Source organism: Coleofasciculus sp. G3-WIS-01 (genome assembly GCF_040223135.1).
Classification (GTDB): Bacteria; Cyanobacteriota; Cyanobacteriia; order Cyanobacteriales; family Coleofasciculaceae; genus Coleofasciculus.
On sequence record NZ_JAVJZI010000270.1, the window covers coordinates 13,238 to 27,094 of the forward strand.

Sequence of the window (13,857 nt, forward strand, 5' to 3'; positions counted from 1 at the left end):
AAGCCATGGAAGGTCAACAGCAAAAGGAAGCCAAATTTGGGTTTACAGCGAACGCTGAGAATTGGAACGGTCGTCTAGCCATGATTGGTTTTGTTGCCGCTTTGATCACAGAATATATTTCCGGTCAAGGCGTACTACACTTCTGGGGGCTGATGTAATACGGCATCGTCAAATCTTGATCAATTTGTAAAGAATAGCTGGGTGTTCAACCTATGAACCCCAGCTTTTGGGTTATTTTCTGACACATAGAGGACTCATCTGATATCATCTCCTGCAGGGCGAGTGCGTCTATCATAGCTGTCGTTATGTGAACTACCTACATCAAATCAAAGATTATGACGGGAAACTTCTTGCCAAGATATTTAAAAGGGAGACTTAACCTTCTACCGCTTCCCCCATCAGCAAGTCCGGTGCTACCGGACTTGATATTCCCCATCGCCCTCTAGTCCTAGCGGATATACTCCTTGAGAATACTGTTGCGATTGGGATGGCGTAGTTTACGCAGAGCTTTTGCCTCTATTTGGCGAATACGCTCGCGGGTCACGTTAAAAATTTGACCGATTTCTTCTAGAGTTTTCATCCGTCCATCATCTAACCCATAGCGCAACCGGAGAACGTCTCGTTCCCGGGCGCTTAATGTATCCAGGACACTTTCTAAGTCTTCCCGCAGTAGATTTTTGGATACTTGGTCTTCTGGCGTTTCACCATCAGCTTCGATGAAGTCACCCAGGCGAGAGTCTTCTTCTTTACCAATTGGCGTTTCCAGGGAGATGGGAAGTTGGGCAGATTTGGCAATAAATCGCAGCTTCTCGATGGTCATTTCCATCCGGTCAGCAATTTCTTCTTCCGTGGGTTTGCGACCCAGTTCTTGAGAGAGGATTTTGGTGGTCTTTTTGATCCGGGAGATGGTTTCGTAGAGGTGAACGGGTAGGCGAATGGTACGAGATTGATCGGCAATAGCACGAGTGATAGCTTGGCGAATCCACCAAGTGGCGTAGGTTGAGAATTTGTACCCTTTCTCGTGATCGAATTTTTCCGCCGCCCGAATCAGTCCCAAAGACCCTTCTTGAATTAGGTCTTGAAACGACAGACCCCGATTCATGTATTTTTTGGCAATGGACACGACTAGACGCAGGTTAGACTGCACCATTTTTTCTTTTGCCCGCCGACCCAGGAAAAGGCGTTTGCGAAAGGCGGGGAGTTCCATGTTGACTGAACTTGCCCATTCTCCTTCCTTTGGCTCTCGCTCGAGCTGATCACACAAGCGCTCGCGGACACGTTCTAACTCTAACAAGTCCGCAATTTTACGCGCCAGTTCAATTTCCTCATCAGCGCGTAATAGGCGAATCCGACCAATTTCTTGCAGGTAGAGGCGAATTGAATCTTCGGTATAGTGCTTCTTTTTCGCTTGTGTGCGACGACGGGTAGAACGCACCTTACCTGGCTTACCGTCTTCCTCCTCCGGTTCGGGTTGAATGGCTTCCGAGTTAACGTCCACCATATCGTCTTGAGTTGCTTCATCCTCTAGCAAGAATTCCAACCCGCTTTGAGGCTGAGAAATTGTTGCAAGTACGTCGTTTGCCTGGGTCATGCCTTTTTCCTCATGCTCCTTCAGTTAAAGACCAGTAGATGTCCAGTAATCTACTTAAAAATTTAGCCAGCGATTTAATCTTACTTTTGCATTCTAATCGGTTATTGAATTATTGAGCCTGAGAAACTCAAGCTAGATTTATTCCTCTATAACTCAACAGGGATTTGAATGCCGGGTCAAGTAAGTTTTAATCCTAGCGGCTGTTGAGACTTTTTGATTCTAGCTTTAATTCAAAAAACTTGTTCGTGGTTTTTGGCAACTTAGAGAAAGCTGATAATCTTGGCTCGGTTAAGAGCGTTTACGCGAAATGAATATTTGCTTGACGCTCACCGAACTCCCCTTAGAAGGGGGATGCTTTAGACCCATTAATTTTGGTCAAGAATGAAACCATTATAGATTGTCTTTCCTCGATTTGCATGGCTAGATGGATTGAGGGACTAAGCCTAGCTTGGTGGAAGTGAGCGATAGAGTCGTGAGTTTTACTGTTATCCTTTGGAGAGCCCTCAAAACTGAAACCGTCTCTTGATGTCTGTCCGTTCTGTCAATCCTTCTTTAATGTACTCTAGGGCTAGACTGGATTGTCCCGGACAAATTGCTGAAATGGGATCAGCCATTTTAATGAAGTTAGCTGACACTTCAAGAGCCTTAGTTTCTCTATAGTCATGAAATCACCCTGTCTTAGTACAAATGTTCGGTGTGGAGACGATTATGCTTCTTTGACTACGTTAACGAACTTCGGCGTATATGCAACAAATTTTTTGGGGGTAGAGGTAATGCATAAGTCATCAAGGCTCGATTGTGTGTAAAACATTTGTTTTAACACACAATCGGAGTATTTGTGTTTAAAATCTGAATAAAATTTGCCGAGATGGTTACAATACGTAACGCTTGTGTCATCTCCTGTGAGCTGAAAACCGGATAGGGAGTCCATCTATTCATACAGATTCATATAGATAGGGGAAATGGGAGTGAGTCCGTTATCGGGAGAAAGCAACTTGAGTCAAATACTCACGCTCATCTCTCATCCTACCCAGCTCAGAAGCCATATCGCCTCTACATTCCTCATTCTTTTTCTTAGGCTTTAACTCTATATATAGTTGGAATAATCCAAGTTTCCGGGTTATGGCACTCTACAGATAGCGTTAACACTAACTTACTTCACAGCAATAATGTCGCCTTTCACTTGCCATAGTTGATCAATGGTCACAAAGTCATATCCTTGATCAAGCAGGGTTGGGATTAACGTCGCTGTAATTTGTGTAACATCTTCTCCTCCATAGTAACCATCATGCAAGACAATAAGCGATCCATTACGTACTTGCTGTAGGACTCGTCGGACAACTACTGAAGAGCCAGGACGAACCCAATCTTCTGGAACAACACTCCACATCACCGGTCGGTAGTGCCATTTGTTTAATAATTTTAGAGTTTGGGGAGTAAACAAACCATTCGGGGGGCGAACGTCCCGCAGGTACTCACAGTTGAGTCCACAAGCTTGGGTAATTGCGGCTTGGGTTTTTTCTAAGCTTGATGCGAGCGTATCTGGTGTCAGCAAGGGGAAAGAGCGGTGATTATAACCGTGCAATCCAATCCAGTGACCCTGGAGGTAGACCTCACGGGCAACGGTTGGCGCTGATTTGACGCAAGTGCCTAACCAGAAAAAACTGGCTTTTATATCGTAGCGCTCCAGAACTTGCAGAAGTTGGGGGGTGTACTGGGGATGAGGACCATCATCAAACGTGAGGGCAATGGTTCGTGACTGGGGCGAACCTGACCAAAGGCAATGGGGAAAGGCAGTTTTCAGAATTGGGTATAAAAGGGGATAGAGCGGGGCAAACTGCATAGGGTAGCAGGGTAAAAGGGTCAAAACTCAAAACTCAAGTCAGCAAGGGTCAGTTGACCGTCAAAGGCATAGAATGTGATGCGAGATATATTCGGCGCCTCAATCTGAAGCTGGGTATTGGGAGGCTTAGGTGAATCCGAGCCAGCTAAATTCGGTTGAGTCATCACTTGATCAATAAGCCTACCCTGGGAGTCGTAGGCAGACATGATCGTTCGCTGGGAACTGGTGACATAGCAGCAGAACCAAGCAATCGGCTGCGAAAATGTCGCTTCTAGCCAACCGCTTTTGGGTGCCGCCATGAGGACAATAGTACCAGAGCGGGCAGGATAGGCTGGGTTTGATGGCTTTAGAGCGATCGCGTTTTTAAATGTCACTCCAAACTGGTGAAATTGATGCTCTACAACTTCAAAACAGGTTAAGGCTTCCAAGTTAAGGCAGACACTTTTTGGTCTTATCACGAGTAAACTCGACTCATATTCAGCTATATCCCAGCCAGGAGAAGCTATCGCCACTGGCGACTTGATGAAGTTATCATCTATAATTTCCTGTAACTGTAAATTACATTGCATTGTTATCACGTTTTTTAAACAACGAATAAATTGAGAAAGCTTAAACACTGAAGAGCTGATAACTCCATCAGCCTAGAAGAAATGTCAAATTTTAGGTTCAAATCACCGCTCAAATCTCCTGCCCTCAAAACCACTTGATATCGCCAATCTTTTAGCGAATCACGCCTACAGGCTGGTTATCCTAGCATTTAAACTCAACCGCAAGCGTGGGAATTTCGCGGCGTTGGCTGCCAACAGTCGCACCCAAAACTACAAATGTTTTTTATCGGATTACTGATATGAGTTTGTACCCTTTTGTGTGCAAACGTCCACTTGTATAAAATCCTCCGATGAAATAATAGTGAGGAAAGTTCCCTCCGTTCAAAACTTGTAATTTTAACGCTTTTAGAAAAGCGTGACTACCTTTGACCGAGGATTCCGGATTAAGGGAATCAACTCATAGTCAGAGGCTCTCGACCCTAGAATCAGGGATGATAGTAATAGCGATAAGGTGGAGATATGATTGAACCCAATGGCTTTAAGCAGCACTCCTTAGTGACCTCACTAGGAACAATGGCATACTACACGGCTGATGACATGCCGTGGCAAACCCCAGAAACCCCTGAGTCAGAAGCACGACCAACGTTAGTGTTTTTGCATGGCTTTGGGGGTGGATCATCGGCGTATGAGTGGTCAAAGGTCTATCCAGCATTTGCCAGTGAGTATCGCGTTCTCGCCCCGGATCTTATCGGTTGGGGACGTTCAGAGCATCCTGAACGCAATTACCAGATTGAGGACTACATCAGGACAATTAATGAATTCCTAGAGCAAACCTGTCCTCAAGGCACGCCAGTGATTGCCTCGTCTCTAACCGCTGCTTTGACAATCCGAGCTGCGATCGCGCGTCCTGAACTGTTTAAGTCTCTGATTCTCACCACTCCATCAGGACTCTCTGATTTTGGGGAAGACTACACACGCAGCTTTTTTGCCCAATTGATCAGCACACCTATTCTGGATCGCATCCTCTACAGCACTGGCGTCGCCACTGAAGGCGGTATCCGCAGTTTCTTAGAAACCCGGCAATTTGCTCGTAAGAGCCGAATAGCTTCAGAAATTGTGGATGCTTATTTAGCCTCAGCTCAACAACCCAATGCTGAATATGCAGCGCTTTCCTTTGTGCGAGGAGACTTGTGCTTTGACTTATCCCTGTACATTCCTCAACTTAACACTCCCACGGCAATTCTCTGGGGACAAAAATCCGAATTTACCAGCCCAGAAATCGGCAAGCGACTAGCCGCTCTTAATCCGAAAGCCATTCGAGTCTTTCAAACCCTGGAGGATGTTGGATTAACTCCTCAGCTAGAATTGCCAGCCGTGACGATTGGTTTAATCCGAAAGTATTTGAATCTCCTGAATTCAGAGGAAAGGACTGGAGATTAAAAGTTGGTCATTAGTTATTTAGGAGCATTTTTACCTAAAGCTAAACCTGCCTGTCAAAGCATTTTCAGGAATCAAGAAACAGTGGTTTATCCTGTTCCCTGCTTCCTGTTTCCTTTCATTCAACCCTAACCTGAATCACGCTAGCATTGAAATTGTAATTTTTACCCTCTAATTCCACAGGCGTTCCAATTTTAATCTTGCTATTTCCCAGAACCGGACCATTATCGGTAATCGTGGCTTGACCACCGAGGGTGATCACCATATCAGTGCTAAAGGTGTCAGATCTGGGATCAGGTAGCGCTTTAGCCGAGCCATCGGGTTGGGGTATTACCAGCAGCCGTGGCAATTCTTTTACCGATAGGATGTCTACCTGACCATAGGGTTGATTGCGAATGACGATATTTGTTTTCTTTTCTTCCCTAAACTGAGCCATCAAATCTTCTGGATTACGCACGCTCAACCCGCGAACAACCAAATCAACTTGGACAGGTTTTGTCGTACTGGTTCCAGGCAGTTGGGCGACGGAACCTGATGTACCGGGAAAGAAAAAGATTCCCACAATCACTAATAAAATGACCAAGGCAGCCCCTAGATCAAGAATGCTGATTTTACCGAAAAGACGACCTTTAGAATCCAAAATACTCATAAACCCTTACGATTAGTATTTTTTAACTCTCGTTTCAACATCAACAGAAGACTCAGTGATGCTGTCCTGATTAAATTACCACGGCAGCAACAACAGATCAGTATAACCTGTGGAAAGCTGAGAAGTTTTCATAAATGCGATCGCGCCCCCCTTAGGGATGAAACAAACGCCTGTAGTCTAAAGTGTCGGGGTGGGCAACCCACTTAGCCTAATTAACAGCACTAGCCTGCTCAATGTACTTGGGTCGCCCTATCCTCAACCCCCTGTGTCAGAAAGTGTTTTTTAATAGTCAAGGGAAAGCCTCACTTTTATTTTCAAGAGCTGGACATGAGAAAAAGGGGGGGAGATACAGCAGTCATGGCAACTTATACCCTGTAAGTAGCGTCTATTGTTTGAGTACCTTAACTGTAGCTATTTTAATTTTATGTACCATGGTTAATCCATTATCCTTCTGGTCTCGTCGTCACCGTCGTCTATTATATCCATTTGTGTCAGCGATCTTGGCGTTGAGCCTGATCGTGGGTACACCTCAGGTGAGTCAAGCAATTCCCTGGCTCGATATAATTTTCCGAGGCGTCCAGATTATCCAGCTTTCCAATATTTCTGATCGCCAGGAAGTCGAGATCGGGCAGCAGATTAATCAGAAGTTGGTGAGAAACCAGATCCGGCTTTATCGCAATTCCAGTGTCAACCGCTATATTGATCAGATTGGTCAGCGATTGGCAAAAGAAACTCAACGCTCTACTATTCCCTATACGTTTCAGGTTGTTGAGGATGACAGCATTAATGCCTTTGCGACTACAGGGGGGTTTATTTATCTCAACACAGGTTTGATTGAAGCGGCGGACAATGAGGCTCAACTAGCTAGTGTGATTGCCCATGAAATCGGGCATATCGAAGAGGAACACATGATTGAACAAATGCGCCAGAGCGCGATCGCCCGGGGAGTAGCCGTTGCTGCCGGTCTAGATCGCAGTACCTTAGTCAATATAGGCGTAGACTTGGCGCTGCGGTTACCCAATAGTCGTGAAGATGAATTGGAGGCTGATCAGGTTGGGTTAGACATCCTCAAAAAAGCGGGCTACGCACCATCAGCCATGGTGAATTTTATGGAAAAACTCCAGAATAAAAGGGGTTCTGTCCCCTCATTCCTCAGCACCCATCCAGCCGTTGGAGATCGCATTAACGCCTTAAAGCAGGCGATTGATCCGGCACAAGCCAATGTTGGTGATGGTTTGGATGAAAGTGCCTACAAAGCTAAAATTCGTCCCCTGTTATAGAATTCTCTGTTTCCCTGCTCCCTTATCTTCAAGTCCTGAGAAGACCCATGCTTTCAGCGACGGGATGAATCAGGACATTCAAGATTGCTGAATATAGACCTTAAGCGCCTCTATTGTGACCGTAAGGGGCGCGATCGCAAACCTCTTTCCTAGGGTTTCAAAATAAGTATATTGTCAAATTGAATTATAATTACGACTAAACCATGACTTATTATGAAAAATATAGATATTCGCCAACTCGATATTAATTTAAATCATTGGTATGTTGTCGCCCGTAGTGATGAAGTCAAATCTCAACCCCTAGGAGTAATCCTTTGGCATCAAGAGATTGTTCTTTATCGAGATAGTACAGGTCAAATTCATGCCCTAGAAAACCGCTGTCCTCATCGAGAAGTTAAATTAAGTCACGGTAAAATTAAAGATGATTTGTTGGAATGCGTCTATCACGGATGGCAGTTTAAACCAACCGGAGACTGTGCATCTGTTCCTTATTTAGCTGATCATCAAAAATTGCCGAGTTGTAAAATTCGCACCTATTCTGTGCAGGAAAAGGATGGGTTTATTTGGCTATTTACAGGGGATAACTCTGTGGAAATTCGACAACCGATGGCAATACCAGAGTGGGAGCATCTTAATTATATTGCCACAGTTTCCACGATTGACTGTAATGCCCATTATTCCTTTCTAATTGAAAATCTGATGGATATGTATCATGGGCATTTACATCAGGATTGGCAAGCTTGGGCTGATCCGGTTTTGGCGGATATCGATGAAGATGATCATCGGGTGGATGCTCATTATCAGGCAAAAAGTTATTATAAAATTGATAAAATTTGGTCGATTTCTCAGTTGTTTTTTCCGGCGCTACGCCGCTTGCACCCGGAACCGTTGGATGTGAGTTATGTTTATCCCCATTGGGTGTCAAGTTTGGGACAGGATTTTAAGATTTACTGTTTATTATGTCCAGTGAATTTGCAGAAAACTCGTGCTTATTTGATTCATTTTACGTCGCTAAATGCATTTTGGCGGTTGCATAAGTTACCGATTTGGTTTCGGCGGTGGATTAAGGATAGTTTATTCGGTTCAGCACAGGGGTTATTGGATGGATTGGTGCGTCAGGATGTGCAGATGATTGAGGAGGAACAACTGGCATATTTGGCGAATCCTGAACGAAAGGGGTATGAGTTAAATCGGGCGTTGGTGAGTGTGCAACGGTTGATGGGTAAGCAGGGTGAATTGTAGGGGCGGGTAATGGGATTTAATTTTGGTTGTTGATGGTAAAGTTGGTACAAAACCCGCCCGTGAATTGTCGGGGCGGGTAATGGGATTGATACCAAATCCGGGTTAGCTACCCCCGTTATAACCTAGTCCGCGCAGGCGGACTTTGTTTGTGTAGCAGCGATTTCAATCGCCGTGGAAAAAGGGGGTGATAAAGGCGAATTTGGTATGAATTGTGAATTTTGTTGATAATGTTTGTGGCAAAACCCGCCCTTTCTTAAGGTTTAATGTATATTTTACGTTGATGGTTTCGGCGTTGCGATGATAGGGCTTGCATCCCTTACTACGAACGACGTTATCCGGGCGGTTTAGTAATAATTATCGCCTCTGATATGACTGTGTAGTTTTTTCCTTCCCAGGTGAAGTGTAAGGTTCGTCCAGGAGATGAAGAGATTTTATCTAAGTAAGCTGTTATTCTAGAGTCGAGAAGTGGTTTGGCGCGTTTCAATTTCCAGGATTGAAAGAAATCTGAGGGGTCAATGAGAACTAAGAACAAGCGATTCGAGGCGTCAAATCGACGGATACCTTGATTTTCGTAAAGCCATTTGATTAGATTATCGGGATTTGTCTTTGCTTCTTGAATCAGTTTTTGCCGAAAATTGCTGAGTTCAGAGAGCAAGCTTTGGGCGTCTTCTGACGGATAATCACTGGCTTTTTTCCATAAGTCGCAGAGCAATTGACTGTCAGGAATATTAGTGCTAAAGGGGACTTGATGCTGACGCGCCCATTGTTTCAATCGTGTAAGTTCTGGACGCTTGTTCTCTGAACGACGGCACTGTTTGATGTATCCTTCAGGAAAATAAGTGACCTTCAGGTCAAAGGGAATACCATTTATAAAAAAGTCTATTTTTTTGATTAAGCCTACCGCAGGTAATACTTTATCATGATCCCGAAAAATATCTTCAATTATTATTGATGTCCAATGATTGTACCATGAACATAAAACGTAACCTCGCATACTATAGTGAAGCTCATTCTCGATACTGTTTGAGAGTTGATCATAGTTATGAATTTTTTTGACGTAGTTGTCTATAATTGTTCTCTCCAGGCTATTTTGATGCAGTCCACCCCAGTCAAAAACATCGAGACGATAGAGTTGATTAACGAGTTCTGGCTCTTGTTTACGACGTGCTTCTCGCTCTGATGCGTAAATTTGTTGAATGGTGGAATTAATAATGGTGTCATTAATAGAGGCGGTATTGAATGCTTCTTTCCATAAATCTCGTGCTGAGTTGGATTGGGGTGTTAAAGCGGCGGATGCGAATAATTGGTATAAGTGTTCACGGCGCGATAAGGAAAGTAGCTTAAGAAAACGTAGTCCGTCATTGGTTTGGGATAATTCTCTGATGCGATTGTCTCGAAACCAGTATTGGGCTGTATCAAAATCCATTGGGTTAATCCTTTCTAACCTGGAAAAGTATCTGACCAACCGCGAATGGTTTTTAATCGCGAAATCTTACTTAAATCAGCGTTAGGGTTGCCGAAAACTAGGGCAATATCATGCTTAAGAGCCCCTTTTCTGTTGTCTTGGACAACGGAACGGGCTGAATAGTTACAGGGGAATTGTCCGAGGTAGTTTAGGTTTGATGATGGTTCTGAGCTATCTATTAGTTGTTTGATAAATGCCCAGTGTTCCTGTTGTCTGGCATTATAAAGTAAGACAAGGAAGCCGTCGTCTCGTAGAATGGCGGAACAGTCGGTAAAGAAGGCGCTCATGGTTTGATTATAGAGGGTGGCAGTTTTGGCGCGTTCTTTGGCATTGGAGATGACAATTTCTGAGTCAAAGTTGGGTTCAATTCCTAAGATGCTATTCCACAGTTCACTGAGTTCTAGGTAGGGAATGCGATCGCTGTGTGGGGGATCGGTTATAATTAGGTTGATTGATTTCTTGGGCAGGTTTTTTAGTTCTTGTTGACAAGGGGCGCAAATAATGCTACATTCTGCGTTGTTTTGATAGAATTGATCGAGAGTTTCACAGATAGTGCTGCCTTGTAATGGATCACCGTTTTTGATGGCGTTTAAGAGTTTGGTAACGCGCCGCTCGAAACAGTTCCAAACGTTTACTTCAAAGTGTAATGGGGGTCGCCAGTAGCCAATTACCCAACTCCCGACTTCTATTTTTTTTGAGCGATTCCCGTTAGTTTTGCCTCTGCCTGTAACGGCGAATACCATTTTGGTCATTTGTCCAGATGCTGCGGTTAGGCATAGCTTCATCGCGGGTTGAGCGGCTTGGGGGAGTTGGTTAATGTGGTCTATGATTAAGTCCAGGTTATGTTGGGCGCGACCTGTGATTAGGTCGGATAGGGAGAGTTGCGGGGAGGCGTTTATGCGGCTGTTGGCGAAAAATTTAGGGGGACGAATGATTCTGCTTTTGTAGGTTGAAAAGGTTTGGATGAGTTGAAGGTCTTCTGGTGTGGGGGGGAGTACCAACCGGGTGGTGCTGCGATTGCCGGATAACCAAATTTGGCGTAATTGGTTGTTTTGCCAAAGATAGTGGGATGCGGTTCTTCCATCTTTGAGTTGATAGGTTTGGTTGATTTGGGGTTTGAGGCTTTTTTCTAGGAATAGGAAGGCATCGCGGATGAGGGGGTAATCGGGTGGGGAGATGAGTAGTTTGGTGAGTTCGGTGGCGATGGGGTTGATGTCTATTCCGATGAAACGGCGTTTCCGCACCCGGGATTCGCGGGCGGCTGTGCCGGAACCGACGAAAGGGTCTAAGATGATATCGTTTTCTTGGGTTAGTTGTTGGATGGTTAGGGCGAGGGGTTCGTGGGGTTTTTTGCCCCAGTATTTGTGTAGTCTGTACCAGCCTGAATATCCGCTGGGATGAGTGATGGTTTGGGGGGATGGTTCAGGATTGTTGGCAAATTCTAGGGTTAGTTGTTTGTACACTCGGTTTGTTTGGGTTTGGTTTTATCAGGTTTTGGGGTTGGGGTGGGGGAGGTTTGATTTGGGGTTTGCGTTGGTATGTTTGGCGTTGCGATGATAGGGCTAAAGCCCTTACTACGAACTACGAACTACGAATTACGAACTATGAACCTAAAGGTAGGGTGACGATGAATGTTGTGCCGACGCCAACTTCACTCTCTACTTTTATTGTCCCCCCATGTAATTCGACGGCTTTTTGTACTATTGATAGTCCTAATCCGGTTCCGGGTAAGTTGCTGACATTTCTCGCTCGATGGAAGGGGTCAAATAGGTGGGATAAGTCTTCTCTGGGAATGCCAATTCCTTGATCCTGAATTTGAAAGGATATATTATTACCCTCATAGGTCAAGGATAACTCTATGGTACTGTCTGGTAGGGAATAGTTAATCGCGTTGGATAATAAGTTGCCTAATATATGATAGAGGAGTTTTTCATCCAGGCAAACGCTATGATTTCTCCTTTGACAGTTAAAGTGAATCGTTTTACGGCTACCTGCTATGACTTGATAGTCTTCTACCACACTTTGGCAGAATTGCTCTATGTCGATTAATGTGGGGCTTAATTCGAGTTTGTCGGCGCTGGCTTTACTAAAGACTAGGACATCATCGAGTATTTTAGTAATCCGCCGCACGGCTTTATCAGTTCGTTGTAGCAACTGATTGCATTTTTCTTCACTCAAGCCGTCGTGAGAACGGGCGAGGAGTTGCGCGGAAACGTAAATCATGTTTAGCGGCGTGCGGAATTCGTGGGAAACGGTTTGGATAAAGCGTGATTTGAGTTCGCTTAATTCTTTTTCTGCTTCTAATTCTCGGCTTAAGCTTTCTACCTGATGGCGATAACTCATGTCTCGAATTAACCAGCGAAATCCCACAATTTCAGATTGGGGGTTGAGAACAGCAGAGATGGAAATCTCCGCCGGAAAAGGTTCACTTTGGCGCGGTTGCAGGAATACTTCCCAGTCTCTGTACAGCAGAGTTGTGGGAAAGTGGGGGGGGGATAAATTGGTTAGTCGGTTTAATTGAGTGCGAAAGGTGGATTTGCTAATATCGGCAACAAAGACAGCGAGGGGTTTGCCGATTAGACGCCTCTGTTCTATATTCAGCAGGGTGGCAGCAGCGTGGTTGGCGTCCTGAATTGTACCGGATGCGGTGGTGATCACATAGCCGTCTGGGGCGAATTCAAATAATTCTTGATACCGTTGGCGTTCGTCTTCTGTGGCTTGATGCGCCGCTGCGAGTTCCTGATTCCGTTCTTGGATTTCTTCGACAGCAACTTGTAATTCCTCTAGGGTGGTTGATAATTCAGCAATGGTTTCAGTCAACTGAGTTGAGTATTGATCCGGTAAGATGTCAACTTCAGGTTGATTCTGTGCTAAGCGCTCTTGAGCTTTTTGAATATGATCCCGAATGGCTTCGGTTAATGTGTCTGAGGATACATTCAGTTTTTTTTTTACTGATTGGTTACTATTCATTGTTTTCTCCATGACATCACTGGCGTCTAGGTTATCGAGATTTATCTGTGGTCAAGGCAGCATTTTATTTATGATTGCGTTTAAAAGCAGGATTGATACATCTCATTTAATCTGTACCCTTTAGTACTCTTCGATGCAGATGGAAAAAGGTCACAAATAACCTGGTAAGGTAGCCAAAAATGATTTCTGCTTAAATGAACATGATATCATAGTTTGAGTCAGAGGTCTATACAGGGAGTTTGTACCCCATTATAGTCATTTTCAAAATTATCAGCTTTCGATTCTAGGACGATTGACGTTTGTCTGGCTATGTCAAAATAGTTGTACCACTATTTGTAGGGGCACGACAAGTCGTGCCCCTACAAATAATTTTTTTAATTTCGGGGCGATAAGTTGAGGGTAAATGTCGTGCAAATGTCAATCTTACTCTGGACATAAATTGTGACTTTGTGTAAATCTACAGTTTTTTTCCCGATCGCGAGTCCTAGTCCTGCCCCATTTATTGTACCCCTATCAGTTATCAGTTACCAGTTATCAGCACCATTGTAGAGACGCTTCAAAAGCGCGTCTCTACATAAATGATGTGTCCTAACAGCTATGGCGGTTGCTATATCAGTTATCAGTTATCGATCACTGTTCACTGTTGAGTTCAAATTCTACGGGATCGCCGTGGGGTGAGTATTTCAGGGCGTTTGTGAGTAAGTTACTCAAAATTTGCCGCCGCAGTTTGGAGTCATTTATGATTAGTATCTGGGAATTCATCATTTAGACAGGGCGGGTTTAGTGACATTGGGGCGGGCAAAAAACGATAGTCGTGAAAGTGATCCCCTAC

The 13,857-nt window shown here is 44.4% G+C and carries 11 protein-coding genes; 4 read left to right on the forward strand and 7 right to left on the reverse strand.

The genetic code is table 11. The features are described from left to right. Window positions 1-5 precede the first annotated feature (5 nt). The gene (locus RIM23_RS28640; protein WP_446334106.1) at window positions 6-158 is read left to right on the forward strand and encodes a chlorophyll a/b-binding protein; all 153 of its coding nucleotides are present in this window, start codon (window positions 6-8) and stop codon (window positions 156-158) included. Between the two features lie 290 nt (window positions 159-448). Here the strand turns inward: RIM23_RS28640 and rpoD are convergent, their stop codons facing one another. From rpoD to RIM23_RS28655, 3 genes are all read right to left on the reverse strand, one after another. After that, complete coding sequence (gene rpoD, locus RIM23_RS28645) at window positions 449-1,591, reverse strand: RNA polymerase sigma factor RpoD (protein ID WP_446371611.1); 1,143 nt, start codon at window positions 1,589-1,591, stop codon at window positions 449-451. Window positions 1,592-2,744: 1,153 nt separating this feature from the next. After that, on the reverse strand, window positions 2,745-3,434 hold the full coding sequence (locus RIM23_RS28650) for a polysaccharide deacetylase family protein (protein ID WP_446371612.1): 690 nt from the start codon (window positions 3,432-3,434) through the stop codon (window positions 2,745-2,747). Window positions 3,435-3,454: 20 nt separating this feature from the next. Then, window positions 3,455-4,003 (reverse strand): hypothetical protein, encoded by a 549-nt coding sequence (locus tag RIM23_RS28655; RefSeq protein WP_446371614.1) that lies wholly within the window; start codon window positions 4,001-4,003, stop codon window positions 3,455-3,457. A gap of 498 nt (window positions 4,004-4,501) precedes the next feature. On the opposite strand from RIM23_RS28655, the gene RIM23_RS28660 reads away from it, so the two are divergent. Continuing rightward, the gene (locus tag RIM23_RS28660) at window positions 4,502-5,422 is read left to right on the forward strand and encodes an alpha/beta fold hydrolase (protein WP_446371616.1); all 921 of its coding nucleotides are present in this window, start codon (window positions 4,502-4,504) and stop codon (window positions 5,420-5,422) included. Between the two features lie 115 nt (window positions 5,423-5,537). Here RIM23_RS28660 and RIM23_RS28665 read toward each other — a convergent pair whose 3' ends face one another. Next, window positions 5,538-6,068: a DUF4330 domain-containing protein gene (locus RIM23_RS28665; RefSeq protein WP_446371618.1), complete on the reverse strand. Its 531-nt coding sequence runs from the start codon at window positions 6,066-6,068 to the stop codon at window positions 5,538-5,540. 431 nt (window positions 6,069-6,499) lie between these two features. Between RIM23_RS28665 and RIM23_RS28670 the strand changes: the two genes are divergently transcribed. Then, window positions 6,500-7,348 (forward strand): M48 family metallopeptidase, encoded by an 849-nt coding sequence (locus RIM23_RS28670; RefSeq protein WP_446371620.1) that lies wholly within the window; start codon window positions 6,500-6,502, stop codon window positions 7,346-7,348. Between the two features lie 213 nt (window positions 7,349-7,561). Then, window positions 7,562-8,590, forward strand: coding sequence for an aromatic ring-hydroxylating dioxygenase subunit alpha (locus RIM23_RS28675; protein WP_446371622.1), 1,029 nt, complete (start codon window positions 7,562-7,564; stop codon window positions 8,588-8,590). Window positions 8,591-8,921: 331 nt separating this feature from the next. Here RIM23_RS28675 and RIM23_RS28680 read toward each other — a convergent pair whose 3' ends face one another. From RIM23_RS28680 to RIM23_RS28690, 3 genes are all read right to left on the reverse strand, one after another. Further along, on the reverse strand, window positions 8,922-10,016 hold the full coding sequence (locus tag RIM23_RS28680; protein WP_446371624.1) for a hypothetical protein: 1,095 nt from the start codon (window positions 10,014-10,016) through the stop codon (window positions 8,922-8,924). Window positions 10,017-10,030: 14 nt separating this feature from the next. After that, window positions 10,031-11,518, reverse strand: a complete 1,488-nt coding sequence (locus tag RIM23_RS28685; RefSeq protein WP_446371626.1) for a DNA methyltransferase — start codon at window positions 11,516-11,518, stop codon at window positions 10,031-10,033. A 139-nt stretch (window positions 11,519-11,657) separates the two neighbouring features. Then, complete coding sequence (locus tag RIM23_RS28690; RefSeq protein WP_446371628.1) at window positions 11,658-13,025, reverse strand: ATP-binding protein; 1,368 nt, start codon at window positions 13,023-13,025, stop codon at window positions 11,658-11,660. Window positions 13,026-13,857: the final 832 nt, after the last annotated feature.

What these genes read in the sequence shown, in the direction of transcription:
- RIM23_RS28680 (WP_446371624.1), bottom strand. Translation starts at nt 10,016, where the DNA reads ATGGATTTTGATACAGCCCAATACTGGTTTCGAGACAATCGCATCAGA.
- rpoD (WP_446371611.1), bottom strand. Translation starts at nt 1,591, where the DNA reads ATGACCCAGGCAAACGACGTACTTGCAACAATTTCTCAGCCTCAAAGC.
- RIM23_RS28670 (WP_446371620.1), top strand. Translation starts at nt 6,500, where the DNA reads ATGGTTAATCCATTATCCTTCTGGTCTCGTCGTCACCGTCGTCTATTA.
- RIM23_RS28640 (WP_446334106.1), top strand. Translation starts at nt 6, where the DNA reads ATGGAAGGTCAACAGCAAAAGGAAGCCAAATTTGGGTTTACAGCGAAC.
- RIM23_RS28690 (WP_446371628.1), bottom strand. Translation starts at nt 13,025, where the DNA reads ATGAATAGTAACCAATCAGTAAAAAAAAAACTGAATGTATCCTCAGAC.
- RIM23_RS28655 (WP_446371614.1), bottom strand. Translation starts at nt 4,003, where the DNA reads ATGCAATGTAATTTACAGTTACAGGAAATTATAGATGATAACTTCATC.
- RIM23_RS28665 (WP_446371618.1), bottom strand. Translation starts at nt 6,068, where the DNA reads ATGAGTATTTTGGATTCTAAAGGTCGTCTTTTCGGTAAAATCAGCATT.
- RIM23_RS28675 (WP_446371622.1), top strand. Translation starts at nt 7,562, where the DNA reads ATGAAAAATATAGATATTCGCCAACTCGATATTAATTTAAATCATTGG.
- RIM23_RS28650 (WP_446371612.1), bottom strand. Translation starts at nt 3,434, where the DNA reads ATGCAGTTTGCCCCGCTCTATCCCCTTTTATACCCAATTCTGAAAACT.
- RIM23_RS28660 (WP_446371616.1), top strand. Translation starts at nt 4,502, where the DNA reads ATGATTGAACCCAATGGCTTTAAGCAGCACTCCTTAGTGACCTCACTA.